Here is a 24,478-nt window from a genome sequence, read left to right as displayed (position 1 = left end):
CGGGCCAGGGCAGGCGCAAGCCGCCCCGGAGCCTGTTCACGAAAGCCAACTGGCCGTCTGAATCAGCTCCTTGATTGATAGCATGATGTCCTAGTGCACATTGCGCGAAAGCCCTTTTTCATGCCGCTGAATTTGCTCCTCTTTTTGAAGAATGAAACCCTGCCGCGAGGAGCGAATGGCCAGACGGCGCAGGCGGCTCTCAGGCTTTTTGCTCCATGGCCCAGGCCACGTGCTCGCGCACCATTTCGTCAGGGTGTTCGCGCCGCGCAGCCAGCGCGGCCAGCAAGGGGGCGCGGGCGGGGTCGTCTGCGGGCAGGCGGGCCAGGGCGTTACCCAGAGCGACGGCCACATTGCGCAGCCAGCGGGCATGGCCGATGCGGCGGATGGGGCTGCCTTCGGTGCGGCGCAGAAATTCTTCTTCGCTCCAGGCCAGCAGGGCGGTCAGGGGCGCGTCCGTCAGGCCCTCGCGCTCATCAAAGTCGGGCAAGGCGCTGACGTGCGCGTATTTGTTCCAGGGGCACACGCGCTGGCAGTCGTCGCAGCCGTAGATGCGGTTGCCAATGAGCGGGCGCATGTCTTCGGGAATGGCGCCGTGCAGCTCGATGGTCAGGTAGGAGATGCAGCGCCGCGCATCCAGCCGGTGGGGGGCGATGATGGCGCCGGTGGGGCAGGCGTCCATGCAGGCGGTGCATGTGCCGCAGTAGTGGGTGACAGGCTCGCTGGGCGGCAGGGCGATGTCCACATAGATTTCGCCCAGAAAGAACATGGAGCCTGCATCGCGCGAGAGCACGAGGGTGTGCTTGCCGCGCCAGCCCTGGCCGCTGCGGGCGGCCAGCTCGGCCTCCAGCACGGGGGCCGAGTCGGTGAAGACGCGGTGGCCGAAGGGGCCGAGTTCGGCGGCCATGCGCGCTTGCAGCTTTTGCAGGCGCGCGCGCATCACCTTGTGGTAGTCGCGCCCACGGGCATAGACGGACACCACGCCTTCTTGCGGGCGCTGAAGGCGCTCGAACTCCACGCGCTGCCAGCCTTGGGGCGTGCTGCGCGGCAGGTAGTCCATGCGGGCGGTGATGACGCTGACGGTGCCGGGCACCAGCTCGGCAGGGCGCGCGCGCTTGACGCCGTGCGCGGCCATGTAGTCCATGCTGCCGTGAAAGCCTTGCGCCAGCCACTGGCTCAGGCCCGCCTCGGCGCTGGACAGGTCCACGCCCGCCACGCCGATTTGGGAAAATCCCAGCTCCTTGGCCCAGGCGCGCACGCGCTCCAGCAGTGCAACAGGGTCGATTCGGGCCTGCGGGTCTTGATCGGTGGGCATGATTTGTATTTGTCGTTTCCGCAAAGGGGCCGGATTGTTGCCAAAACAGCCCGCCCGCCGCCGCCCCGTCCATATCCATGAACACGCCATGACCGCCCTGCAAGCAGCGCCTTCACCTTCCGCCTTGCAGAAAAACACCCCGGACAGCGCCGCAAACAGCGCCCCGGATACCCCCCCTGCCCTGCAACTGGCCTGCCGCAGCGAGGCCGGCACCGCCGCGCTGGCGCAGCGCCTGGCGCGCGAGCTGCAAGAGGCCGCGCCGCAAGGCGCGTTCATCGCCCTGCGCGGCGGCCTGGGCGCGGGCAAAACCACTTTCACGCGCTACCTGCTGCGCGCCCTGGGCGTGGCCGGGCGCATCAAAAGCCCCACCTACGCCGTGATGGAGCCGCATGAAACGCCGTCAGGACTGGCCGTTTTTCACTTTGACTTCTACCGCTTCAGCGACCCCGCCGAGTGGGAAGACGCGGGCCTGCGCGACGCCTTTGCCGCGCCCGCGCTGAAGCTGGCCGAGTGGCCGCAGCAAGCGGGCAGCCTGCTGCCCGTGCCCGATCTGGATGTGCTCATCGCCCCCGAAGAAGGCAGCGCCGCCGAAGACGGCGCTCTGCAAGCGCGCCGCATCACCCTCACCGCCGCCACCCCTTTGGGGCGGCGGCTTCTGAACACCCTTGATTCGCACACCCTGGAGAGCTTCTGAGCCATGCAACGCCGCGAACTCCTCAAAAAAGGCAGCTCCCTGGCCCTGCTGCTGGGCGCGCCGCAACTGGCGCAAGGCGCGGGCATCATCGCCGTGCGCGTGTGGCCCGCGCAGGACTACACGCGCGTGACCATCGAGTCTGACGCGCCCCTGAAAGCCAGCCACCGCACCGTGGAAGACCCGCCGCGCCTGGCCGTGGACATTGACGGCCTCAAACTCGACGCCGCCTTGCAGCAGCTGGTGGGCAAAGTGCGCAGCGACGACCCCAACATCGCCGGCGTGCGCGTAGGCCAATACACGCCCGACGTGGTGCGGCTGGTGTTCGACCTCAAGCGCGCCACCGAACCGCAAGTGTTCACCCTCACCCCCGTGGCCGCCTACAAATACCGCCTGGTGTTCGACCTGTACCCGGCCAACCCGCCCGACCCCATGGAAATGCTGCTCGCCCAGCTGGGCCAGGGCGGCGCGCAGCCGCCCATTCCCGCCCCGCCGCCCGGCCAGCCCACGCCGCCGGCCACGGGCGTGCACGTGGCGCAGGCCGACGAGCACGACCCCCTGGCCGAACTCATCGCCCGCCAGACCAGCAAATACCGCGAACCCGGCACATCCGGCGCACCCGGCGCTCCCTCCACCGCCGTGGCCTCGGCAGACGGCATCGGCATCAAACCGCCGCCCAGGCCCGAGCCTGACCGCACCGTCGCCAGCGCGGGCGCGCCCGGCATCCGCCCGCCCGCGCGCGGCAGCGCCCCGTCTTCGCGCGGCGGCCCGCGCCGCATGCTGCTCGTGGCCATCGACCCCGGCCACGGCGGCGAAGACCCCGGCGCCACCGGCCCGGCGGGCACGAACGAGAAAAACGTCGTCCTGCCCATCGCCCTGTATCTGCGCGACCGCCTCAACGCCAGCACCGCCGGCCGCTACCCCTTGCGGGCCTTTCTCACGCGCGAAGCCGACTACTTCGTGCCCCTGAACACCCGCGTGCACAAGGCCCGCAGCGTGGGCGCCGACCTGTTCATCAGCATCCACGCCGACGCCTTCACCAACCCCGGTGCGCGCGGCGGCAGCGTCTTTGCCCTCTCCGAGCGCGGCGCCAGCAGCAACGCCGCCCGCTGGCTTGCGCAAAAAGAAAACCAGGCCGACGCCGTGGGCGGCATCAACATTGCCGCCGCCAGCCGCGCCCCCCACCTGCAACGCGCCCTGCTGGACATGAGCACCGCCGCGCAAATCACCGACAGCCTCAAGCTCGGCCATGCCCTGCTGCGCGAAATGGACAAAGTCGGCCACCTGCACAAAAAACAAGTGGAGCGCGCCGGTTTTGCCGTGCTGCGCGCGCCCGACATCCCCAGCGTGCTGGTCGAAACCGCCTTCATCAGCAACCCCGAAGAAGAGCGCAAGCTGCGCACCGCCGCCTACCAAAGCCGCCTGGCCGACGCCCTGCTCGTGGGCGTGCGCAACTACTTCGCCGCCAACCCGCCGCTGGCCTAGGGGCTTCAAGGCCAGCAGCGGACGGCTGATATGGGCCGGGCCGCTTCAGCACCTGCCCAGAGTTGGCCGCGAGGAGCCACAGATCAGAATGGATTGCAAGGCGCAGACGGCCTCGTGATCCATCAAGGATTTGCAACGCCGCAGAGCACCCTAAGGCTGCGCTTTTCGCGCTCACGGACGATTGCGAGCAGGCCCTCAAGAGCAGCTCAAGCCCGTTTGCGGCGCAGCAGGCCATCGAGCGAGGGCGCGCCGCCGCCTGCGGCGGCCAGGTACAGGAAGATGAAGCAAAACAGCGCCGCCGATTCGCCCTTGTTGAGCAGCGGCATCCACATGCTGGGCTGGCTGTGGGCCATGAAGTAGGCCACGGCCATCTGGCCGGAAAGCAAAAAGGCCACGGGCCGCGTGAACAGCCCCAGCATGAGCAGCAGGCCGCCGCCAATTTCCAGCACGCCCGCTGCGCCCTTGAGCGACAGCAGCTCCACATGCCCCATCGCCGTGGGGTAGCCGAAGAATTTGGCCGTGCCGTGCCAGAAGTACATGTAGGCGGCGGTGATGCGCAAAAGGGCCAGCAGCTGCGGCTGAAAGCGGGAAAGCCAAGTCATGAAAAAGCCCCTTTGGAGAGTGAAGTGGAAAAATGCACGGCGGCAAGACCGCGCTTTTACCACGGAGGAAAAGGGCTGGGCGCCCTTGGCGCCGCCAGCGGCGGCATTTCATTTGAGCCTAAGATAAATTGACATCTGTTCTCATCTGCACAAACAAAAGAAAGGCAAATGCATGTTCACTTCTTCCGCTTTCCTGCGCCGCTCGCGCCTTGGCCGCCGCGCCGCGCTGACTGCCGCTGGCGCAAGGGTTTTCGCGGCGGCTTTCGCGGCGGCCCTTGCTCTTGGGCTGCCGCCAGCGGCGGCGCAGCCAGCGCCCAAATTCAAGGTGGTGACCACGTTCACCGTGATTGCCGACATGGCCCGCAATGTGGCGGGCGATGCGGCGCAGGTGGAGTCCATCACCAAGCCCGGCGCGGAAATTCACGAATACCAGCCCACGCCGGGCGATTTGGCGCGCACGCAAGGCGCGCAGCTGGTGCTGTGGAACGGGCTGAATCTGGAGACGTGGTTTGAAAAGTTCTTCCGCCGCGTGAAAAACGTGCCGCAGGCGGTGGTGTCGCAAGGCGTGGAGCCGATCGGCATTGGCGCCGGCCCCTACGAGGGCAAGCCCAATCCGCATGCGTGGATGTCGCCCGCCGCCGCGCTGGTTTACGTGGACAACATCCGCGATGCGCTGGCCGCGCACGACCCCGCGCATGCCGATGCCTACCGCGCCAATGCCGAGCAATACAAGCAGCGCATTCAGGCGGCCATCGCCCCCATCCGCGCCGAGCTGGAGAAGCTGCCGCCCGGCGCGCGCTGGCTGGCCACGAGCGAGGGCGCTTTCAGCTATCTGGCGCGCGACTTTGGCCTTCGGGAGCTGTATCTGTGGCCCATCAATGCCGACCAGCAAGGCACGCCGCAGCAGGTGCGCCACATGATCGAGATGGTGCGCCAGCACAAGGCGCCCGCCATCTTCAGCGAGAGCACCATTTCGCCCAAGCCCGCGCAGCAGGTGGCGCGCGAGACGGGCATTCACTACGGCGGCGTGCTGTATGTGGATTCGCTCACCACGGCAGACGGCCCCGTGCCCACGTATCTGGACTTGCTGCGCGTGACCAGCCGCACGATCGCCCAGGGGCTGGCCGAGGGCCTCAAAAAGCAGCAGGGCGGCCAGCCATGACGCAAGCCGCCAGCGCCGCCGCCCCTGCCGCCAGCAGCGGCATTTGCGCCCGGGGCGTGACCGTGACTTATGCCAACGGCCACACGGCCTTGCGCGACGCCAGCTTTGAAACGCCTGCGGGCAGCATCACCGCGCTGGTGGGGGTGAACGGCAGCGGCAAATCCACGCTGTTCAAGGCCGTCATGGGCTTTGTGCCGCTTTCGGCCGGGCAGGTGCAGGTGCTGGGGCTGCCCGTGGCGCAGGCCATGCGCCAGCGCCTGATGGCCTATGTGCCGCAAAGCGAGGAAGTGGACTGGAACTTTCCCGTGCTGGTGCAAGACGTGGTGATGATGGGCCGCTACGGCCACATGGGTTTCATGCGCCTGCCGCGCCAGGCCGACCGCGCCGCCGTGCGGCAGGCGCTGGAGCGTGTGGACATGTCTGCGCTGGCCGGACGGCAGATTGGCGAGCTTTCCGGCGGGCAGAAAAAGCGCGTGTTTCTGGCGCGCGCGCTGGCGCAGCAGGCCCGCGTCATCTTGCTGGACGAGCCTTTCACCGGCGTGGATGTGAAGACCGAAAGCGCCATCATCGATTTGCTGCGCCAGCTGCGCGATGAAGGCTGCGTCATCCTCGTGTCCACGCACAACCTGGGCAGCGTGCCCGAGTTTTGCGACCGCACCGCCCTCATTCAGGGCACGGTGCTGGCCTGCGGCCCCACGGCAGAGGTGTTCACCCGCGCCAATCTGGAGCGCGCCTTCGGCGGCGTGCTGCGCCACTTCGAGCTGCCGCAAGCGCAAGGCGTGGGCATCGTCACCGACGACGAGCGCCCGCTGGTGCTGCTGCACGGGCGCTCATCCGTGCGCGGACAGCCTGATGCGGGCGCGGGGGGCGCGCCATGAGCCTGGCTGCCGTCTGCGCCCTGCTGGCCGAGCCGCTGGGCTACGCCTACATGCGCCACGCCATGCTGGCCGCCGCGCTGGCGGGCGGCGTGTGCGCCTTTCTCTCGTGCTTTCTCATGCTGCGCGGCTGGTCGCTCATGGGCGACGCCATTTCGCACGCCATCGTGCCCGGCGTGGCGGGCGCGTATCTGCTGGGGCTGCCCTACTCGCTGGGGGCCTTTTTCTCCGGCGCGCTGGCGGCGGGCGTGATGCTGCTCATCAACAGCCGCACGCGGCTCAAGCAGGACGTGGTCATCGGCGTGACGTTTTCCACCTTCCTGGGGCTGGGCCTGTTCATCATCTCGCTGGCGCCGGCGGGCATCAGCATTCAGACCATTGCGCTGGGCAACGTGCTGGCCATCACGCCGGGCGATCTGGCGCAGCTTGTGGCCATCAGCCTGCTCACCTTTTTGGCGCTGCTGCTGAAGTGGCGCGACTGGCTGGCGGTGTTTTTCGACGAAGGCCACGCCCGCAGCGTGGGCCTGCACGTGACGGCGCTCAAGGCGGGCTTTTTCGCCATGCTGGCTGCCTGCACCATTGCCGCCATGCAGGCCGTGGGGGCCTTTCTCGTCATCGCCCTCATCATCACGCCGGGGGCCACGGCCTGGCTTTTGAGCGACCGCTTTGGCCGCGTGGCCGCCATCGCCACCTCCATTGGCGTTGCCAGCGGTTTGATCGGCGCCTGGGCCAGCTACTTTCTGGATGGGGCCACCGGCGCCGTCATCGTGCTGCTGCAAACCGCGCTTTTTGCCCTGGCTTTTGTTTTTGCCCCGCGCCACGGCCTGCTGGCCGCGCGCCGCCGCGCCCGCGCCAGTGCTTCAAAGGCGGATGCGCCGGCGGCAGCCCGCAGCTGCTCATGAAAACACATCAAAGAAGGGAGCAAATTCGATGGGTCAAAAAAGCCTTTTCGCGCCCGTTTGGCGGGGAGGTCATGCTATGAATCAAGGAGCGAGAAAAGCCCCGCCGACTGCCCCTTTTTCTGCCCCTTTTTCTGCCTCTTTCACTGGCTTTGCCCACGGCAAGGCCGCCAGCGGCCCGCGCGCGCCGCGCCTGCGGCATCCGTCATGACCGCCACTTTCTCTTTCCTGCTCGCTCCCCTGCAATACGACTTCATGCAGCACGCGCTGCTGCTGGCCGCGCTGGCCGCCGTGCCGGCGGCGCTTCTGTCGTGCCTGCTCGTCGTCAAGGGCTACGCGCTGCTGGGCGACGCCATTTCGCACGCCGTCTTTCCGGGCGTGGTCATCGCCTACATGCTCGGCCTGCCCGTGGCCGCTGGCGCTTTCGTGGCCGGGCTGCTGTGCGCCACGCTCACCGGCTACCTGCACACCCGCAGCCGCGTGCGGCAGGACACGCTCATGGGCGTGGTGTTTTCCGGCATGTTCGCCCTGGGCCTGCTGCTGCATGCGTGGATACGCAGCAGCGTGCACCTGGACCACATTCTTTTGGGCGACTTGCTTGGCGCGGCCGCGCCGGAGCTGCTGCAAAGCGCCGCCGTCGCCCTGCTCGTGGCCGCCGCCCTGGCGCTGAAGTGGCGCGATCTGCTGCTGCACGCCTTTGACCCCGTGCAGGCGCGCGTCAGCGGCCTGAACACCGCCGCGCTGCACTACGGCCTGCTGGCCGCCGTCTCGCTGACCGTTGTGGCCTCGCTGCAAGCCGTGGGGCTGATTCTTGCCATCGCCCTGCTCATCGTGCCGGGGGCCACCGCCTTGCTGCTGGCGCGCACCTTTGGCCGCATGCTGTGCCTCTCGTGCGCCGCCGCCGTGCTCTGCTCCGTGCTGGGCGTGTATCTCAGCTTCTTTCTCGACAGCGCCCCCGCGCCCACCATTGCCGTGCTGCTGGGCCTGGCCTTCACGGCCGCCTTTGCCCGCTCGCTCTGGCAGGCCCGCGCCGCCCGGCGCGGCAACGCCCCGGCCAGCGCGGCCCGCCAAGGCGTTTGAGAACCTGGCCGCGTTCTGGCCATGAGGGTCAGCCAGCCTGAAATGCGCGCCGGGTAGGCGGGGCTGAACGGCCGCGCTCATTTCTCTCCTGATTTCGCCTCTGGATTAGCTCCTCGATCCATAGCAAGAGGTCCTGGTGGAAACTGCGGCAAATGGCATTTTTGGCCCCATGAATCCGCTCCTTTTTCTGATGCAATCTGCCATCCGAATTCGACCCTTGGCGCAAGCCGTGCTGGCACGCTTCAGAAACGAGCCTGTACGCCGCTGACCGCACGGCAGCCCTGCTGGCCGCCAATCAGGCCATCCATCAAGCCATCGACCCAACCGCTGGCGCTGTCCGCGCCGCGCCACGCCAGCAACACAAAAAATAACCTTGCACGTCAGATTTACATCAAGAAAAAATATGATTCAAAATTTCAATCACTCTCATTCGCTCATGCATATGAACTCTTCGCTTCTTTTTTCCCGCCTTTCGGGCGTGACGCTGGCCGTGCTGGCGCTGATGGCCGCCTCTGCACAAGCGCAGCAGGCGCATCGCGCAGAACCTGCCGGCAAGGCGCGCGCGGCAGCCCAGGCCGCTCTCACTGAAAACGAACCGGCCGAAGACGAATACGAAGCCACCATGCCCACGGTGTACGTCACGGGCACATCGGAAAACAGCGTGACCAAGGGCTATATCGGCTATGACCAGGCCGAAGTCACGCGCAACCAGCTCACCATCAAGGAAACGCCGCAGGCCGTGGACGTGCTGGACATCCAGAAAAACAAGAACTACGGCACCAACGACCTCAGCTCCATTCTGGAAGGCAACGCGGGCATTGACGCCACGTATGACATGCGCGGCGAAAGCATCAAGATTCGCGGCTTCTCCGCCGACGCCAGCGACATCTACCGCGACGGCATCCGCGAAAGCGGCCAGGTGCGCCGCTCCACGGCCAACATCGAACGCGTGGAAATTCTCAAAGGCCCCTCTTCCGTGCTGTATGGCCGCAGCAGCGGCGGCGGCGTGATCAACATGGTCAGCAAGTTCGCCAACTTCACGCAGCGGCGCACCGTGGGCCTGGCCTACGGCTCCTGGGCCAACCGCAGCGCCACGGTCGATATCAACCAGGTCATCAACCCGAACGTGGCCGTGCGCCTGACGGGCGAAGCCAGCGAAGCCAACTCCTTCCGCTCCACCGTGAACACGCGCGGCCGCATGCTCTCGCCCAGCGTCACCGTGCGCGCGGGCAATCTTTCATGGACGGGCCAATACACCTGGGACAGCGCCCGCCGCGTGCCCGACCGCAACCCCGCCCGCCACGTGTATGAGCAAATGGGCCTGTCCTGGCGGCGGGGCTTCGCCCGCCCGGGCGACTTCGTCAAAGACGACTTGAGCGTGCTGCGCTCTGACCTGGCCTGGGCCATCAACGGCAGCTGGGACCTGCGCTGGCAGCTGGCGCACCGCAGCGCCTCGCAAGACTTCGACCACTACTTTGCCGGCGCCTACAACGCCGCCACGCGCCTGCTGGGCCAGAGCTACGCCTGGCAGGAAACGGGCAACAAAACCCTCAGCAGCGCCCTCACGCTCAACGGCCGCTTTGCCACCGGCGCCATCGAGCACAAGCTCACGGCAGGGCTGGACTGGTCGCGCGAAAAACGCGACCCGCTCTTGAGCTCCCGGAGTGACCAGCCCATCAACCCCTTCGCCGCGCCCGGCACCTGGGGCCGCCTCAATCCGCGCCCGGCCGCCACCCTGGACAACCACCACCGCGCCCACTCCTCCGGCCTGTTCGTGCAAGACCTCATCAGCCTGCGCCCCGACGTGAAAGTGCTCGTGGGCGGCCGCCACGACCGCTACAAATTCCGCTCTACCAACATCCGCAAGCAAAGCAGCGGATACGACGGCAGCACCTTCAGCCCCAACGTGGGCGTGGTGTGGGACATCAACGCCGACCACACCGTCTATGCCGCCTGGAACCGCAGCTTCGCCCCTTACGGCGGCAACGGCTATCTGACCGTGGACGCCACCGCCAACCCCGCCACCTTCAACACCGACCCCGAACAATCGCGCCAGATTGAAGTGGGCGTCAAAAGCGACTGGCTGGACCGCAAGCTCAGCACCACGCTGTCCGTCTACAACCTGGAGCACACCAACATCCGCTACCGCCCCGACCCCAACGACCTCACCCGCTGGGCCGTGCGCGGCAAAGAGCGCTCGCGCGGCGTCGAACTCAACGTCATGGGCCGCGTGCACCCGCAATGGTTCGTGCGCGGCTCGCTGGGCCTGATGTCCGCCAAGATCGTTGAAAACCGCCAAAACCGCGCCGAAGAAGGCCGCTACCTGACCAACACCGCCCGCATCAATGGCAACTTGTTCGTGCGCTACGCCCCGCGCCCCTGGTTCGCCGAAGCGGGCCTGACGCACATCGGCAAGCGCTACTACTACGACAAAAACGAAGAACACGGCCTGCCCGCCTTCACCCGGCTGGACGCGCTGGTCGGCTACAGCGCCGCGCCCTGGAACTTCACCCTGGCCCTGCAAAACGTGACCAACAAAAAATACTGGCGCTCCAACGCCATGCCCGGCTCGCCGCGCGCCGTCATGCTCAAGGCCAGCTACGAGTTCTGAAAGCCCGTTCAGCGCCTTCTGCTCATGAGTGCCTGGAAAGCCAAGGGGATGAACCGCAAGCTGGTGTCAAGAACCCGTTCATGATCTGGCCATGAAGGGTGAAAGAGCCAATCGGAATGGGCTGCAAGGCACAGGCAAGCCTTGCAGCATGCTGAAATCGGCAAGCTCCAAAAGCGCCCGAGGCCGCGCTTTCCGATCCCACGGCCGGACTTTGAACAAGCTCTTGCTGGAACGGGGCGAACGAAGTTTTTATCTCATCACAGATTCGCTTCTGTTTTCAATACGCCCAAGCAATGCTGGGCTGCATGGCGCTCCGGCTGCGAGACATCCAATCCTCGCCTCATGACCTCGCATTTCGTTTCGCGCCGTATTTCGCTCCTTTATTCATACCTTTATACGCACCGCATTTTGCTTAAATCGTGTGCAATTCTTGCTCCTCTTTTCATAGCAAGCCCCTTCATCTTGCATGGTTAATGTTGTCGTAATACAACGTGCGAAGCACGCCCCAATTGCGCCGCTTTCGGCCTATCGCTTCGTGATAAATCGCAAGAGCGCGGCTGGCACTGATGCCGTAAGCATCTGCTACTGCTCTGTGCGGCATTCCCGCTGCTATCAGCTCAACAATTTCGCTTTGATCTTGGAGCGGTATCCGGCTCGGCCTGCCTATGGGTCTGCCCTGTTTCAGTGCTTCCAGCTGCCCCGCCATACAACGCTCCCTGATGATTGAGCGCTCAAATTCGGCAAAGACGCCCAGCATTTGCAGCATCATCCGACCCGCTGGTGTGTCGTGGTTCAGCGGCTCCGTGAGACTGCGCAAGTGCGCTCCCTTGGCTTGCAGTCGCTCAACAATTGACAGCAGGTCTTTCAGGCTTCTTGCCAGACGATCCAGCTTGTAGATCACAAGCTCATCACCTTGCTTTAATTTTGATAGCAACTGATCAAGCTCTGGCCTCTGCTTTACGCCCGATCGCTTTTCCTGCACGATTTGGGCGCATCGTGCAGCCTTCAGGGCGGCCAACTGCAAAGCGTGATCTTGCTCAATGGTGCTAACGCGAGCATATCCATACCGCATGTGTTTTCTCCTTTTGAACGCTGCGCCTGCTTTGGCGCTGCTGGTGGCTTCGTTTGGGCCAGGTTGCCCGTTCCACAAAACGGCCAGACTGTCAAGGGCAAGGGCTTCGCCGCCGTGCTCACCCGGTCCCTACGCTCCGCTACGGGCTGCGGCTTGCGCGCGGCCCCTTGACAGTCTGGCCGTTTTGTTGAGTTGTTGCTCCTCATGGTGATGGCCCCAGGGCTGCGCCCCGGCGCCATCACCAACCGGAGAACGGGCAAAATCTCCGCCAACTATTGAAAGGACGCTCCCTATGGAACTGGAAATCTTTGAAGCACTAACCGCCGTCAACGTGCCAGCAGATAAAGCCAAAGCCGTTGCCGAATCCATCAATTCGGCCATTGATCGCCGCTACTCGCTGCACAAAGACCAGCTATTCACAAAGCAAGACGGCGCAGAACTCGAAGCACGTTTGCTTCGAGCAATGGCCGACATGCAACGCTGGACTTTGACGGCACTATTTAGCGGGCTAGGCGCACTGGCAATCTTGATCAAGCTCTGGCCATAACACCGACGCCCAATAAAAAAACCGCCTTCGGGCGGTTTTTTTATTGTTGTCGCTCGTTGCTCCACCGGCCATTGAATGAATCGTAAACAACGGGCTTATCCTGTGTGCCTGGCTGCATATAAGGCGCATCGCAAACTATGGGCGTTGATCGGCCATTCATTTCAAGCATGACGATGCAAGACGAAAGCATGCGCACTTTATAGCCCATTGCTTCCAAATCATCGCTTGTCAAATCAAATATCCTAGAACTCGAATCCGAGACGGTAAACGTAATGAGTCTTTTGCTCCCCATTTCCATTGAGCCAGTAACATGCATGCGCTTACCCTTTAACTGTTCTATTTCCAGCTCCTTATTTTCATCTTCTTGCTCAACTGATTTCGCTGATTCATTATCCGGCTTTCGATCGTTCCTATAGGTCATTTCATCCGATAAATCATCGCTTATCATGGATACGCTTTCAGATGCCTTTTTCGGCTTCTGCGTGTTTTCGGGCTTTTTGCCATCAGAAGGCCAGAATGCATAGATCAAGGCAAAAAATGAAAGAAGCCAGACGAATCTAGTGAATCTCCGATATTTGACGATGAGCGGAGATACATCATCCGGATCCTTTTCATCGAGAGCGATTCCGTGCGTATGACTTCGATAAAGCTTGAAAAACTTACTATCATATTTGCGTTGCTGAACGCTGATTTCACCACCGCGCGGGCCATCAAGCACTTTTCTAAAATATCCATCGCTTTTGCCAAAAGCAATGGCTTTTCTTACCTTATAGCAGACTTGGACAAGATCGATAATGGCCCTGCTGCATTTGCCGTAGCTTTGCGTGATAAGCAGAACATCGACATTGTAGTGACGATGCATGCTATACCACTCTTCTACCGCCGTATCTGTTTTGCCAAGCGGCAAACAGAAATGGCATTCATCTATGACATAAAGCGGCCCCCTTCCGTTCTCATCGCGCCATTCATCTTGATAATCCTCAACATGTGCGAACGGCCTATTCGACCAGGTTGATGCACCGCTAACATCAACTTCTCTGCCAAAAACGTTCTTTATTTGAGGTTCAGGCTTTATACCCTTGGTTTCAGTCCTTATCTCAATCAGATTCTCACAGCCAGGCACAATAGCCGCAAAAACATCAACATAAAGCGGCAGATTAGTAATCACCTTTCTACCGGACTGAACAGCAGGCAAAACATGATAGGCGACGGCTTCATAACTTTTACCGCCACCCGGAGCCCCCAGCAACAAATTGATCATTTAGCTTCCCAAGCGTGTAAAAGGAATCAGCTGCAAAATCAACCTGATCCCAATCGCAGTCACGATAATCGCCGATGCCTCACCTACACCCAAAAGCCCCATTATGTTTAACATTTCCGAAGTAAAACCCGTTTGAGGATTATAGTTATTCAGACCACCAAGATCGATTGCGGAAAGAGCCGAAACAACAAGGCCCATCAACTGATCAAATACCCATGAAAACAAGTCTGTTACCAAATCCCAGAGCGCTTTAAATATGACGATAAATATATCGGCAAACCACTTTATTACATCAACTATGCGTTGCTTCAACCAATTAAGCATCTCCAGCTCCAGCAAACAAAATAGTTTATGCTCCGCCAAATATCAATCGACTTGCAAATATCAAGGCGCAACAAATAACCATTGCACGAAGAACAGGCCAAATCCAGCAGGGCGGAGACACATCACCCGCCCCATAATTCCACCTACCGCCAAAATTCAAATCAACCATCCATTTAGGACAAGTACCACTATTAACTTTGGGAAGCAAGCGACCTGCCAAACCGCCCAAAGGTGTTTTTTTCATTTCGGCGCTTCTTTCATTCCAAACACCTTTAATGCCATCTTTATATTGCTTTTTATAAAGATCAGGCGTGCCGGGAAGGCCAGGGCCAGCGTTGTTATCTGCGCAGTCATTTCCTTCACATTCGCCGCTGCCATCAGGCTTACCGCCCGGTTTTCCCCCAGGTTTGCCACCTGGCTTGCCATCGCCAGAGCCGTGGCCATCGCCAGAGCCGTGGCCATCGCCAGAGCCGTGGCCATCGCCAGAGCCGTGGCCATCGCCAGAGCCGCCGCCATCGCCAGAGCCACCGCCATCGCCAGAGCCGCCGCCATCACCAGAGCCGCCGCCATCGCCAGAGCCGCCACCACCGGAGCCACCACCGCCGCCAGAGCCACCGCCGCCAGAGCCACCACCATCGCCAGAGCCACCACCGCCAGGGCCACCACCGCCTCCGGAGCCACCACCGCCTCCGGAGCCACCACCGTCGCCGGGATTCGGATCAGGCTTAGGCTCATCCGGTTTATCCGGCTTATCTGGCTTTTCACTACATTCCGCACCAGTTCCTACATAATCACCACCCCAGCCATATTCCCCTGTATCAACCGACGCCTCAAGTTTATACATGCAACCGCCATCACATAATTGTGACGGGCCTTTCACCGGAAAATCACGATGAATTTCTTTTCCCGCCTCACAAGTCTTAGGCTTCACGCAAGCATGATCTTTTTCAACATAACCACCAAGGCAAGTGCAAGTAGTTATTATCTTGTCCTTTTCATTTCTTCGCCTATGAGTCGTTGAATTATCAGGACAAAATGATTCCTCTGAACAAGAACCAACCGTAAAATCATCTTCCTTTGCTCGATAATTTTCACAAAGTCCAGTCCCGCTATAAGTAGCAGAGCAATCATCCCAATACGAAGGCTCCGAAACCAAACCGGAAACCCAAGCTTTACAAGCACCCATATTGTCAAAATACGACTTTTTATTAGCGCCAATGCCCCGACCCACTTCACCCTCAAAAATAGGCAGAGGTGTAAAATCTGCAAATGCAGTTACATGCACAAGCAACATTAATAATGCAAGTAACTTTTTCATTTGATGAACCAGAAAAAGCAAATAGCCCCGATCGCTCCAATCAGGGCAAAAACCACATGAATCAGAACAACCAGGGCTATCGTTAGCATGATTACATTTTATTGATCACGCGTTTGGCAACGGTAATACCGTGAATACCAAGCGCAATACCAACTACAGCAATACCAAAGGCAGCAATCTTTGCGCCCGCTGAACTAATATCAATGCCATCCAAAAGCGTTGAAATCGGATCAGCAGCATTTGCATAACCAGAAGCCAGCACAAGACCGGTCGCTACCGTGGCTTTTTGCCAGTTTTTTTGCAGAAACTTAACTGTTTTCATATTTTCCCTTTCAAGGAATGCAGTGCGAAATTGCACCAAAAAGAACCCCAGCAATCTTCAAGCTGCAATCTCAAATCTTGCGAATGATGCTAATGACTACGCCAACAGCCCAGCCCGCAATAGCAAAACTGGCTACCACTGCAAAACCAAAGCCGATTGCATGAGCAATGCTTTCCGGCGTAATACCGATTTGTTGCAGGTCTTGCAGAGTCATATCATTCACCATCGCCATACATGCTGTAATAACACGAAATGCATAAAGAGCCTTCATCTACTTCATAAAACTCAGACTCCATATCACTAAAATAGCCGCAGTTATCACATATGATCATATTCTCCCGGCAATCACGACATGCATAACCACCTTTATGTTCCTGCAACGCGCGTTTATAAAACTCCTGCTCACAAAAAGAGCACTCCTGCACTTCCTCATCATCACTATTGCTTTCAATCAAACCGTTATGACAATGAGGGCAAGTTAAAGGATATTCGATTCCACCAACGGTAACGCTTACCCATTCACCAGCGCCAACCTTTTCACCGCAATCAGGACATATACCTTCAGTATTGTTATCCTGCCAATCAATATAGTGGCTCATCTTCTATTTCTCCAATGCTCTGGATAATGATCTTCAGAGTGCCAAATATCATTGAATTGATGCGGCGGATCGTAAGCAGCACAACCCGCCAAAATTGAAAGCAAAGACGCCAGAACCAATACTTTCATCAGGCCGCTTTCTTTTGATGCTGCGCTTGCGGTGATTTGATTTCGCCGGTTTCCTGATCGACAATAGATTTATTAAGTGGAACAGCATCAATAATGACTTCTGTTGATTCCTTGCCGTTTGAAACACGCTCGATTTCAAGCTTGACGGAAATCGGATTCTTGATGGACGGATTCAGATGCATCATGCGCATAGCCATTTCACTGCCGGGCAGCTTCCACTCTTCGAGCGCAAAGCCTGTTTTCCAGTTAGTTCCTGATTCATCCCTTCGATTGAAACGACTATCCAGACGCACTACGCCGAACAGACTCGCCGAATCAATGACTTTGCCGTCAATCGTGCCCTTAAATGCCTTCATGCCGACGATTTCAACTACCAGTTCCATACAATTTCCTTTCAATTTCGGGCAGCTCGTACCATTCCGGTTTCTGAACAGGGCCGAGCTTGATTACCCTTGTTCGCGGTTGAAACTTTATGATGTTGCTTTTAACAGATATATCGACGCCATAAGGCAACAACGCCTTCCTATGAACATAGAATTGCGACCTTTTCAATTTGGCCGTTATGTCGTCACCCGCCTGCCACATTCGATAAGTCGCCAGAATGCTTTTTGGCAGTTGCGAAAAATCATCCATTTCAGCCGAATTGCGAGTCAATACTTCCTTGCGCTCTTTGAAATCCATTTCCAATTGCTTCATGTCAAACCCGCCCAAAAAGTGACAACCCATATCATGCAGCTTCGTGGTTTTATAGGTGGTCTCAAATCTGATTAATCCCACTTCGTCACACCAATCAGCTAACTTTTCAAGATAGGTATTTCCTTTTGAGTGACGGCGAATTTCCGCTGATTTCAAATAGGCTTTGCTATAAACACGCCTTGAACCCCGGCCAAAATCAACCGTTTCACAATCGCCATATGTGCCCGTTTTCAAGCGGCTAACTTGCTGGCCCTGAAGCCAGCGCATAAAAGCTATGGCTTCATCACGTGAACCGGTCGAAAAGTTTTCCGTCAAATCAACGCGGGTAATGATTGCACCAGTCCATTCACTACGCGGATTGCCGCGCCAGTTTGTGATAAAGCGATTACCCTCCGTGAATGCAGGTAATCCATGCTGAACAATCAGATTGTTGATTTTTTGGATGCAGTCAATGAATGAATATCCAAAAACATTATCGGGCCTGCCAAACCGGCTAACGTTGCCTTCAAAATAAACTGTTCCACCATCACAACGAATAAAAACGCGGGTTTCGTGGCTGCCTTCCACTTTCAGTTTCTTTAGCGTGGTATTAACGGTGTTTCCATCCTTATCGATGCTGATAAACGCACCATCACACAAACGAGGCAGATCGCAGGCGTGTTGCTGGTAGATGCTGATCCAGTCGCAGAAGCCGACGGATTGCACCTGGCTGGCAGGGCAGACATGCCAGTCTTTGCCACCACGATGCAAGCGGAAAACGGGGGTCATGGCTGCACGTTTTTTAGGCAGTTTTTCCGGTTTTCCGGACTAAAGTGACGTGTAACCATCACGTCACGCCCCGCTGCCTGTTTTTTGAGCAGCTCGAAATGAAGCCGTTCAAAGGCTTCGCGCGGGGCCTCAACGAGGCGCGGCACCGCCCCGCAAGCGGGGACCCCTCCGCGCCCCGTATCGGCCCCGCGCTGCGTTTGGCAGGTACAGCCGCTACCCACCCCGCTGCACAGTCTCACGCGTTCAAAGGCGACGTATTTAAGGCCGCTGAAGGGCCATTGCAGGGCCAGACGCCACAGGTGAGATCCTTCAGGTGTAACCCAAAGCCCCATAATTCGGGCGCATGCGGTTGTTTGCCCCTTTAGAATACGTAATTGAACGTATGTTGCTTTGTCTGATATGCCTTGCCGCGCATATTCAGCACATCTTTGGAGGTGTTCGTTATATGTGTACATATTCCGCCACCTCACTTATTGGGTGTCGCCCCCACGCCCGGCCTGCTTGCGTGGCCTGCAATGCGACTTCAAGCAGGACTGTTGCTGGGGTGTTTGGGCGGGGGGCAACGCATTCAAAATAATGGACAAAAAATAAGCAAAAATCAGCGTGAAGTACACAGCCAAAATAAAACCAACGCAGAAATCAACAATGCTCATTTGCGGGCCTCCTTGGCCTTAAAGCCGCATAATTTCTTTTTTTTTTTCGCTGGGAGTGTTTATGAATGAACTTTTGGACGCCGCGCTTTCCATGGTTTGGAAATTCGGCATATTCATCATTGCTTTTGCCGCTTTGATCGCGTTCATCAAGATCAAAGTCGCCAGACTGGAACGGCGGCTTGCTGACAAGCGCAGGCGCAAACGCATTGAGGCTGATATGCGCGCCAGAGAAGAGATCAGAGAAAAGTTGCAGCGAGAGCGCAGGGAGCGCAAAGCAAAAGAGAGACGCGGCGAGTAGGTCATTTGCCGATCTCCTTGCCACGCAGCCAGTCAGATAGCACGCCTGCTATCAGATTAGCGTGCAGGCCAGCAGGCACATGGATAGCGTGGCCGCCAATGAACACGCGACAACCGTGCTCCCTTATCTGTAGCAGCAACGATTGAAGAGATGGGGAAGGGGGCATTGCAGGCTCCTTGTTGATAGAGCATCAACATTAAGCCTGAATTGATAGTGTGTCAACAAAAATAGTTGATAGAGCATCTACACTCACCCCTTGACAAAGGAGCTACACCATGAGTCAAACGCTTCAGCTAATGGAAAAAGCACTTGCGAAGAAACGCGCTTCAGCCTGGTGCAAAGAACTAGCTATCGACAAAAGCACGTTTTCACAAGCGAAGAAAAAAGGCCGCCTAAGCCCCGCCCTAGCTGGCTGCCTTGCTACAAAATTAGGAGAAAACAGAGATCACTGGATAGCCGTTGCGGCTATCGAAACAGAACCAGAAAGCGCACTCAAAGAACAAATGCTTCAGGCCTTACTGCACACAAAGCCATAGCTGGATATCCAGGAGCAATCAGCGCAAGAAGGCATTTCTGCCCTTCAAATTCGCTCTCGTTCTGATACGAGAAAACGAAAGCAGAGACAGACGGCAAGCGTGGGCCGCCGCTTGAGTTCCGCATGTCTTTGCCTGCGAGAACTGGTGCCGCACTGCGGCGCGGGTGATGCCATTTGTTTCGTACGGAGAAATTTGCGCGGAGAAATTGTTTTCAAAATTTCTGGCCGCACGGCAATCCACTTTTTTGATTCTGGGCGCGGATCCATTCCCGTTTTTCCAAAACAAAAAGTGCGGCAATAAGCACAGACGCTCGTGTCAATTGCGTTTTTCGCGATTCATGGCTTTTTGACTGTGGTTTGCACGGCTTTGGCGCTTATCTTGATGCGGGTATGCTCGTTCGCGTCGTTCAGCGCTCTTTTTGCGTCATGCCCATTTCTCTTCGCTCCCTATTGCTACTGGCCCCCCTGCTTTGCGCCGCTCAGGCCCAGGCGCAAGCGCCCGCGCAGGAGCTTGCACCCTGCGCGGCCGATGCCTACACGGGCAAGGAACTGCGCTCGCACAACGGCAGCGCCGCCGATCTGAGCTGGTACCGCCGCGTGCGGGCTGAACCAACGGCTCAGGGCTGCCTGCGCTACGTGCTGCGCGCCGCGCCGCGCGCGGGGGTGTTTGACAGCATCGCGCCTGTGCCGCTGGGCGGCGCGGCAATGGGTTTTGAGGCCGTGCGGGACGGCCAGCGCCGCCTGTTCAGTCCGCACGGGCAGGATTTGCTGGGCGAGTCTTACAGCCAGCCGCTGCGCATTGCACTGCCGGCCTTGCCCGCCAGCGCCTGGCAAAACGGCCGCTATGCCGGGCAAGGGCAGCCGCCCGCCGCGCTCACGCTGGCGCTGGGTGACGCCCGGCGGGGCACGGTTTTCATGCGCGTGCAGCAAGGCCGCGTGGTGGCCCGCAGCGCCTGGCTGGCCACGCCGGATGAAAACGGCCTGGCTCGCAGCCACCCCGTGCCTGCGGCGTCTGGCCTGCAACCGGTGGCCAACGAGCAAGGCGCGGCGGGCCTGTTGGCGCTGGCAACCCTGCGCGAAACCGTACCCATGCGCTACGCCGCCGTGGGAGCGCTGCCTGAAAGCGGGCAGCCGCAAAAAATCTGGCTGCTGCTGGCCCAGCGCCCCGCCGGAAGCGGTGAGGAAGAAAGCGGCGAGAAAAGTAGCGAAGAAAGCGGCCTCATCGAGTTTTTCCTGCCCGATGGCCGTCCCATCACCACCCTGCCCGCCGCGCAAGATGTGCATGACGCCCGCACGCAAGACGGCCAGCGCCGCTACCTGGCCTTGCAAGACCACACGGGCGGCACGTGCCACTACCTCTCGCCCACGCTGCAACCCCTGCTGGCGGGCGGCGTGCCCGCTGCGGCAGACAAGCCCTGCCCTGCCCTGCGCGAAGGCCAGCCCCTGCGCTTTACCGATGCCGCAGGCCGCACGCTGCGCTATAGCTACACGCCGCAGAATGGCCTCACGCCGCTGGGCGAGCCGCTGCCAGGCGCGCTCGTGGCGCAAAACGCCAACCACTTCATGCTGCGGCTGGACGCCAGCGGCAAAGGCGAAGCGGCCAACAGCCCCCGCTACATGGCCTACGACGACAGCGGCACGCCCATGCCCGACGCCGTTGGCTTTGACGGCTTTGAAGACCAAGGCTGCGGCGCATGGCGCGTGCTGCGCGACGGCCAGTGGCGCTTCTTCACCGAAGGCGGCCTGTTGCCCGACCGCGAAGCCCCGGTGGCCGGGTGCAGCGCCGGGCGCTGAAAGCTCGCCCGCAATCTGGCGCCGCAAAGGCGAAACAAGCGCGGTGCAGGCTGCGCTTTTAGCTCCTTTATCAATAGCATCATGTCCTAGTGGAACCAGCGCAAAGCGGTATTTGAGCCCCTTGAATTTGCTCCTGTTTTTGATTTATCTGGGCAGGAAGCAGCATCCTGGCAGCGCGCATCGGATCCGCACTGTGAGCGCCTACCTGACGCACCTTGGACGATCGTAGGCCGCCTGTGGAACAGATGCGGATGCGTCTGAAGCCAGTGTTTCATGGCCTGCATCGGCGTTTCGCTCTTGAACACTGACCTTTGATGAGCAGATGCGCCATGCCCAGCGCTTGGCACAGCCGGTCGGTGAACTGTTTGTCGTTGTCGCTCAGCAGCTTGTTGAGCTTGATCGGGCAGGCCTTGTGCAATGCCTAAATGAATCTCGCCCAGACAAATAAGACGCCCGCCGTCTGGCTCCGCCTGTTGGCGGATGAAGCCGCAACGGTCTCTCTCAATGTTCTGAAGCCTGTATCAGCACCGCCAATTGCGAATCCAGCTCCTGCACCTGGCTTTTGTAATGCTCGCGCGCGGCCTGGTTGCCCGCTGCGTTGTACCAGGCGGCTATCAGGCGCTGGCGGGTGCGCTGGCAGCGGGACTCCACGTTTTCAATGGGTTGATATTGCTGGCGTGGCAATGCCCCAACGCTCTCCATCATGAGCTGGCAGTGGCGCTGGCTCCATTGCAAACGCCGTTGCGTGCCCTGCGCCGCCAGTTCAGAAGAAGCGCCTTCCTGCTGCATTTGCTGCAAGCGTTTCCATGCCGATTCCACAATACGCGGACGGTAATAGACTGCAGCATTGGAACGACCGCCTATCTGAATCCGGCCGCCGCGATATTCAGAAGGGAAATAAACTGTCAGCACTTCGCCGCCGAACAGAAAGCTGGCCATGCAGTTTAAATATGAGCGGTTTCTCATGGAATCCCTGCAATGGAATACCACGTCATGGTATTGCGTATGGTTCCGGTCGGAAAAAAGGTTTTGCCAAAAGCCTGGCGGCGACATGCAATGCGCATTGCCTGCATCCAAGATTGCCACGCCTTCTCCATCATCAGGGATGCCGTGTTCCCGGTTCAGTTTCTTCAGGATATTCGGATTGCAAATCCAGCCCAGCCACTGCCGCTGCCCCCTGATTTCAGCAGTAACGAAACGGCCCCATTGATAAAAATGACTGGCCACGCGGTAGGCTTCGCCTTGCTCGTCCCTGTCTTTGCGTATGCCTAGCGTCGTGCGGCCGCCCGTGTAGATGGCTTCCACGACTGCGTCATCGCTGTTGCCTTCGTAAACTGAGTAGTCCGCGTGCAAACAAACGGGTTGCAAAACCTCCACGAGGGAGCTGCCATGTTGCAAACCGCAGGTGTTTTCCACACGCTCACCCGGAAAATCCTGCTCGGCTGGCCATGACAGCCTGAGGCCGGGAAAAGAACCTGTCCGTTTTTTCACGTCCACCGCCGGCATTCCGTAAAAACTGGCTTCATCCGCAAAGGCAAGCTCCACGCGGTCAATCGATATGCCCTCCGGGAAGCTGGGCGAAGTGAAAACGACACGTTCCCCAAGATCCTTGAATTCCAGTTTCTTGAAAAACTCATCGTCATGCGGCGTGTTCTGGAATATTTCCGGGCCTTCTGCCATCTCTGCCTTCTGTTGAATCCAGAAGGAATAGCCAATGGCCATCAAAATCAGAATGCCGCCCGTCAGCAGCAAAGCCAGCACAGGCGGTGTTTTTTCATCGTCGCTGAGGCTGGAAGCGCGTTTTGAGCTGCGACTCGGGTTACTCTTCAAATCATGTTTCGCACGAGGGTCTGCACGGTATGTCATGGCGCAAATTCCTGAAAACACTGGGACTGGCTGTCGCGTTCATAGGCTGGGCCTGGATTCCCCGCTACACGGATACGGAATGGGTGGCGGACGGACCGCTGGTGGCCACCTGGCTGGTCGTGACGGGATGGCTGTCGTTAGGGGCCATTTTCGCAGGCGTTTACATCCCGATACGCGAGCGGCGGCTGACGGAGATTGCTGCCGTGTGCTGGATCAGCGTGGCACTGGTGTTGTGCGCCCGGCATTTCATCCATCTCTCGCAGCGGGAAATAGACGCGCAATTCGTGCCTCTTACCGAAATGCTGTGGGCGCGCACAGGCCCCTTTCCTGAATCCATCCCCAACATCAGTGACGGCAGCGTGTACGCAGGGAAAACATACCGCATCGAAGGAAAAATCCGCTGGCCTCTTTACTACCGCAAGACGGGGCCCGAGTCCTGCGAGATCTATACCTACGCCGCCTTCTACCGCAAGCGCGGCTTTGCCATCAGCTATGCAGGCGGCACCCAGCCGCTGTAGGCGACCGCATGGGCCTGCACTTTTCGGCCGTGATGGCTAATCACTCATTTATCTTTTTTTCTGATAGCCACTTTCAGTGACTATCGAACGGGGCATGCCTTGCCAAGCCATCCGGATTCACTCTTTTCTCAGGGCGGCCGCAGCCTGCCTCACCGGCAGGCTGATGCATTGACGATGCTGCGCAGACCCGCCGTGTTGAGGATGCGCACGTGGCGCTGCTTGACTTGCACCAGCCCCTCTTCCACGAAGCGCGAGAAAGTGCGGCTGACGGTTTCCAGCTTCAGGCCCAGGTAGCTGCCGATTTCCTCACGCGTCATGCGCAGCACCAGCTCGCTTTGCGAAAAGCCCCGCGCGTGCAGGCGCTGCACCAGGTTGAGCAGGAAGGTGGCCAGGCGCTCTTCGGCGCGCATGCTGCCCAGCAGCAGCATCACGCCGTGTTCGCGCACGATTTCGCGGCTGAGGATTTTGTGCACGTGCGATTGCAAGGCTGGCACTTCGCGCGAGAGCGCCTCAATGCGGTCAAAGGGCATGACGCAGACCTCGGCGTCTTCCAGCGCAATGGCGTCGCAGGTGTGGCGGTCGCCCACGATACCGTCCAGCCCGATGATTTCGCCCGCCATCTGAAAGCCAGTGACCTGGTTGCGCCCGTCTTCAGTGAGGATGCAGGTTTTGAAGAAGCCGGTGCGTATGGCGTAGAGCGCCGTGAAGGGCGCGCCGTTGTTGAACAGCGCCGCGCCGCGCTTGACCTTGCGGCGCGTGGCCACCAGCTCGTCGAGCTTGCGCGCTTCAGCCTCTGACAAGCCGCTGGGCAAACACAGTTCGCGCAAATTGCAGTTGGAGCAGGCGACTTTGTAAGGGGGCGGCGGCATGTGGGACAACAGCAAACCGCCACGCGGCGGTCAAATCCTGAAAGCGCGCGATTTTATGGCGGGCTTTTTTCACTCTTTTCGCACCTTTTTTCACCCTTTTGCCAAAAGCGGTACGGCGCTGGAGCGGATTGACCGCAGTCAAGGCGCGGAAAACAGCATCAAGGCACAGTAGCCGCTTGCCGTTTTGCACGGC

At 59.5% G+C, this 24,478-nt stretch carries 28 protein-coding genes and 1 pseudogene; 12 read left to right on the top strand and 17 right to left on the bottom strand.

The annotated features are described in order from the left end of the window. Positions 1-199 precede the first annotated feature (199 nt). Positions 200-1,312 carry a tRNA epoxyqueuosine(34) reductase QueG gene (gene queG / locus ADJ79_RS11325; protein ID WP_172674059.1) on the bottom strand — a complete coding sequence of 371 codons (1,113 nt, stop codon included), beginning with the start codon at positions 1,310-1,312 and terminating at the stop codon, positions 200-202. An 88-nt stretch (positions 1,313-1,400) separates the two neighbouring features. On the opposite strand from queG, the gene tsaE reads away from it, so the two are divergent. Together tsaE and ADJ79_RS11315 are read left to right on the top strand one after the other, a co-directional pair. Further along, complete coding sequence (gene tsaE / locus ADJ79_RS14575) at positions 1,401-2,006, top strand: tRNA (adenosine(37)-N6)-threonylcarbamoyltransferase complex ATPase subunit type 1 TsaE (protein WP_050716588.1); 606 nt, start codon at positions 1,401-1,403, stop codon at positions 2,004-2,006. Positions 2,007-2,009: 3 nt separating this feature from the next. Continuing rightward, entirely contained in the window at positions 2,010-3,488 is a 1,479-nt protein-coding gene (locus ADJ79_RS11315; RefSeq protein ID WP_050716054.1) for an N-acetylmuramoyl-L-alanine amidase, read from the top strand. Between the two features lie 206 nt (positions 3,489-3,694). On the opposite strand, the gene ADJ79_RS11310 is transcribed toward ADJ79_RS11315, so the two are convergent. Beyond that, complete coding sequence (locus ADJ79_RS11310; RefSeq protein ID WP_050716053.1) at positions 3,695-4,090, bottom strand: DoxX family protein; 396 nt, start codon at positions 4,088-4,090, stop codon at positions 3,695-3,697. A 172-nt stretch (positions 4,091-4,262) separates the two neighbouring features. On the opposite strand from ADJ79_RS11310, the gene ADJ79_RS11305 reads away from it, so the two are divergent. The 5 genes from ADJ79_RS11305 to ADJ79_RS11285 all read left to right on the top strand — a co-directional run bounded on the left by ADJ79_RS11305 (position 4,263) and on the right by ADJ79_RS11285 (position 10,717). Next, positions 4,263-5,252, top strand: coding sequence for a metal ABC transporter substrate-binding protein (locus ADJ79_RS11305; protein WP_082203282.1), 990 nt, complete (start codon positions 4,263-4,265; stop codon positions 5,250-5,252). Next, the gene (locus ADJ79_RS11300; RefSeq protein WP_050716052.1) at positions 5,249-6,130 is read left to right on the top strand and encodes a manganese/iron ABC transporter ATP-binding protein; all 882 of its coding nucleotides are present in this window, start codon (positions 5,249-5,251) and stop codon (positions 6,128-6,130) included. Before ADJ79_RS11305 ends, ADJ79_RS11300 begins: the two co-directional genes overlap by 4 nt. Next, positions 6,127-7,029: a metal ABC transporter permease gene (locus ADJ79_RS11295; RefSeq protein ID WP_050716051.1), complete on the top strand. Its 903-nt coding sequence runs from the start codon at positions 6,127-6,129 to the stop codon at positions 7,027-7,029. Before ADJ79_RS11300 ends, ADJ79_RS11295 begins: the two co-directional genes overlap by 4 nt. 204 nt (positions 7,030-7,233) lie before the next feature. After that, positions 7,234-8,106: a metal ABC transporter permease gene (locus ADJ79_RS11290; RefSeq protein ID WP_050716050.1), complete on the top strand. Its 873-nt coding sequence runs from the start codon at positions 7,234-7,236 to the stop codon at positions 8,104-8,106. Between the two features lie 442 nt (positions 8,107-8,548). Continuing rightward, entirely contained in the window at positions 8,549-10,717 is a 2,169-nt protein-coding gene (locus tag ADJ79_RS11285; RefSeq protein WP_156304181.1) for a TonB-dependent siderophore receptor, read from the top strand. Between the two features lie 457 nt (positions 10,718-11,174). On the opposite strand, the gene ADJ79_RS11280 is transcribed toward ADJ79_RS11285, so the two are convergent. Beyond that, a complete protein-coding gene (locus tag ADJ79_RS11280; protein ID WP_082203281.1) occupies positions 11,175-11,789 on the bottom strand; it encodes a recombinase family protein in 615 nt (204 codons plus the stop codon). A gap of 292 nt (positions 11,790-12,081) precedes the next feature. Here ADJ79_RS11280 and ADJ79_RS11275 point away from each other — a divergent pair, with 292 nt between their 5' ends. Further along, positions 12,082-12,336 (top strand): hypothetical protein, encoded by a 255-nt coding sequence (locus ADJ79_RS11275; protein ID WP_050716049.1) that lies wholly within the window; start codon positions 12,082-12,084, stop codon positions 12,334-12,336. A gap of 40 nt (positions 12,337-12,376) precedes the next feature. Here ADJ79_RS11275 and ADJ79_RS13375 read toward each other — a convergent pair whose 3' ends face one another. The 10 genes from ADJ79_RS13375 to ADJ79_RS11245 all read right to left on the bottom strand — a co-directional run bounded on the left by ADJ79_RS13375 (position 12,377) and on the right by ADJ79_RS11245 (position 18,405). Further along, entirely contained in the window at positions 12,377-13,597 is a 1,221-nt protein-coding gene (locus ADJ79_RS13375; protein WP_082203280.1) for a zonular occludens toxin domain-containing protein, read from the bottom strand. Continuing rightward, positions 13,598-13,936 carry a DUF2523 family protein gene (locus ADJ79_RS11265; RefSeq protein ID WP_253273818.1) on the bottom strand — a complete coding sequence of 113 codons (339 nt, stop codon included), beginning with the start codon at positions 13,934-13,936 and terminating at the stop codon, positions 13,598-13,600. Positions 13,937-13,946: 10 nt separating this feature from the next. Continuing rightward, positions 13,947-15,239 carry a hypothetical protein gene (locus ADJ79_RS15020; protein ID WP_172674058.1) on the bottom strand — a complete coding sequence of 431 codons (1,293 nt, stop codon included), beginning with the start codon at positions 15,237-15,239 and terminating at the stop codon, positions 13,947-13,949. 91 nt (positions 15,240-15,330) lie between these two features. Further along, positions 15,331-15,561 carry a hypothetical protein gene (locus ADJ79_RS14565; RefSeq protein WP_172674057.1) on the bottom strand — a complete coding sequence of 77 codons (231 nt, stop codon included), beginning with the start codon at positions 15,559-15,561 and terminating at the stop codon, positions 15,331-15,333. A gap of 70 nt (positions 15,562-15,631) precedes the next feature. Further along, a complete protein-coding gene (locus tag ADJ79_RS14560; RefSeq protein ID WP_156304179.1) occupies positions 15,632-15,775 on the bottom strand; it encodes a hypothetical protein in 144 nt (47 codons plus the stop codon). A 1-nt stretch (position 15,776) separates the two neighbouring features. Beyond that, positions 15,777-16,160, bottom strand: coding sequence for a hypothetical protein (locus ADJ79_RS14555; protein WP_156304178.1), 384 nt, complete (start codon positions 16,158-16,160; stop codon positions 15,777-15,779). Beyond that, a complete protein-coding gene (locus tag ADJ79_RS15600; RefSeq protein WP_256381497.1) occupies positions 16,157-16,288 on the bottom strand; it encodes a hypothetical protein in 132 nt (43 codons plus the stop codon). The genes ADJ79_RS14555 and ADJ79_RS15600 overlap by 4 nt, the downstream gene beginning before the upstream one ends. Then, positions 16,288-16,671 (bottom strand): hypothetical protein, encoded by a 384-nt coding sequence (locus ADJ79_RS11255; RefSeq protein ID WP_050716046.1) that lies wholly within the window; start codon positions 16,669-16,671, stop codon positions 16,288-16,290. The genes ADJ79_RS15600 and ADJ79_RS11255 overlap by 1 nt, the downstream gene beginning before the upstream one ends. Then, complete coding sequence (locus ADJ79_RS11250; RefSeq protein WP_050716045.1) at positions 16,655-17,752, bottom strand: phage/plasmid replication protein; 1,098 nt, start codon at positions 17,750-17,752, stop codon at positions 16,655-16,657. The genes ADJ79_RS11255 and ADJ79_RS11250 overlap by 17 nt, the downstream gene beginning before the upstream one ends. A 470-nt stretch (positions 17,753-18,222) precedes the next feature. After that, the gene (locus ADJ79_RS11245) at positions 18,223-18,405 is read right to left on the bottom strand and encodes a hypothetical protein (protein WP_050716044.1); all 183 of its coding nucleotides are present in this window, start codon (positions 18,403-18,405) and stop codon (positions 18,223-18,225) included. Positions 18,406-18,466: 61 nt separating this feature from the next. Here ADJ79_RS11245 and ADJ79_RS11240 point away from each other — a divergent pair, with 61 nt between their 5' ends. The 3 genes from ADJ79_RS11240 (at position 18,467) to ADJ79_RS11235 (ending at position 21,032) form a co-directional block, all read left to right on the top strand. Further along, a complete protein-coding gene (locus ADJ79_RS11240; protein WP_050716043.1) occupies positions 18,467-18,703 on the top strand; it encodes a hypothetical protein in 237 nt (78 codons plus the stop codon). Between the two features lie 275 nt (positions 18,704-18,978). After that, positions 18,979-19,239: a hypothetical protein gene (locus ADJ79_RS14550; protein WP_156304177.1), complete on the top strand. Its 261-nt coding sequence runs from the start codon at positions 18,979-18,981 to the stop codon at positions 19,237-19,239. A 425-nt stretch (positions 19,240-19,664) separates the two neighbouring features. Then, positions 19,665-21,032 (top strand): hypothetical protein, encoded by a 1,368-nt coding sequence (locus ADJ79_RS11235; RefSeq protein ID WP_156304176.1) that lies wholly within the window; start codon positions 19,665-19,667, stop codon positions 21,030-21,032. Positions 21,033-21,233: 201 nt separating this feature from the next. Here ADJ79_RS11235 and ADJ79_RS15745 read toward each other — a convergent pair. Both ADJ79_RS15745 and ADJ79_RS11230 read right to left on the bottom strand, forming a co-directional pair. Further along, positions 21,234-21,450: pseudogene (locus ADJ79_RS15745) on the bottom strand (hypothetical protein); the annotation flags it as partial. 83 nt (positions 21,451-21,533) lie between these two features. Beyond that, positions 21,534-22,898: a hypothetical protein gene (locus ADJ79_RS11230; RefSeq protein WP_156304175.1), complete on the bottom strand. Its 1,365-nt coding sequence runs from the start codon at positions 22,896-22,898 to the stop codon at positions 21,534-21,536. Here ADJ79_RS11230 and ADJ79_RS11225 point away from each other — a divergent pair. Beyond that, a complete protein-coding gene (locus ADJ79_RS11225) occupies positions 22,892-23,416 on the top strand; it encodes a hypothetical protein (RefSeq protein WP_050716040.1) in 525 nt (174 codons plus the stop codon). The genes ADJ79_RS11230 and ADJ79_RS11225 overlap by 7 nt on opposite strands. Before the next feature lie 149 nt (positions 23,417-23,565). Here the strand turns inward: ADJ79_RS11225 and ADJ79_RS11220 are convergent, their stop codons facing one another. Continuing rightward, positions 23,566-24,285, bottom strand: coding sequence for a helix-turn-helix domain-containing protein (locus ADJ79_RS11220; protein ID WP_050716039.1), 720 nt, complete (start codon positions 24,283-24,285; stop codon positions 23,566-23,568). After that, positions 24,203-24,475, bottom strand: coding sequence for a hypothetical protein (locus tag ADJ79_RS14545; RefSeq protein WP_156304174.1), 273 nt, complete (start codon positions 24,473-24,475; stop codon positions 24,203-24,205). Before ADJ79_RS14545 ends, ADJ79_RS11220 begins: the two co-directional genes overlap by 83 nt. Positions 24,476-24,478: the final 3 nt, after the last annotated feature.

The organism is Ottowia sp. oral taxon 894 (assembly GCF_001262075.1).
Classification (GTDB): domain Bacteria; phylum Pseudomonadota; class Gammaproteobacteria; order Burkholderiales; family Burkholderiaceae_C; genus Ottowia; species Ottowia massiliensis.
The sequence above is the reverse complement of the archived record's forward strand: the minus strand, read 5'-3'. Positions and strand labels throughout refer to the sequence as shown.